The sequence below is a fragment of the Mesorhizobium sp. M8A.F.Ca.ET.207.01.1.1 genome (assembly GCF_004794715.1).
GTDB lineage: Bacteria > Pseudomonadota > Alphaproteobacteria > Rhizobiales > Rhizobiaceae > Mesorhizobium.
Map to the genome: position 1 here is coordinate 1 of NZ_SRUS01000433.1, position 311 is coordinate 311.

Annotated in this window: 1 protein-coding gene; it reads left to right on the plus strand. The window is 54.0% G+C overall.

Features of this window, described 5'->3' with window-relative positions:
- Positions 1-114 precede the first annotated feature (114 nt).
- A partial coding sequence (locus tag EN850_RS36935; RefSeq protein ID WP_210238078.1) for a hypothetical protein occupies positions 115-311 on the plus strand: 197 nt, incomplete at its 3' end.

Consider the following 311-nt stretch of genomic DNA (forward strand, 5'->3'; position numbering starts at 1 on the left):
GAACGCGCGATGGCGCTTCGTGGATTATGCCGACACCACCTTTACAGGCACTATACGGGAACAGCTGCTGCGTACGATGAACCTCTGAGTTTACTCTGGCGGAGCGAGAGCGACATGGTTAGAGATGCCGTTGCGGATAGTCCTGATGATGTCAACCTGCTCTGGAAGTGGCTCAGCTCCACTGACGTCATAGAGCGGGCCGACGACTGGATCCTGGTCGAATCAGATTTTCTCGATGCAGCGAGCTACGTGCGGCTTCAACAGGCTCTTATGCAGATGGTTTCGGATAGATGTGTGGTCATAGAGACACT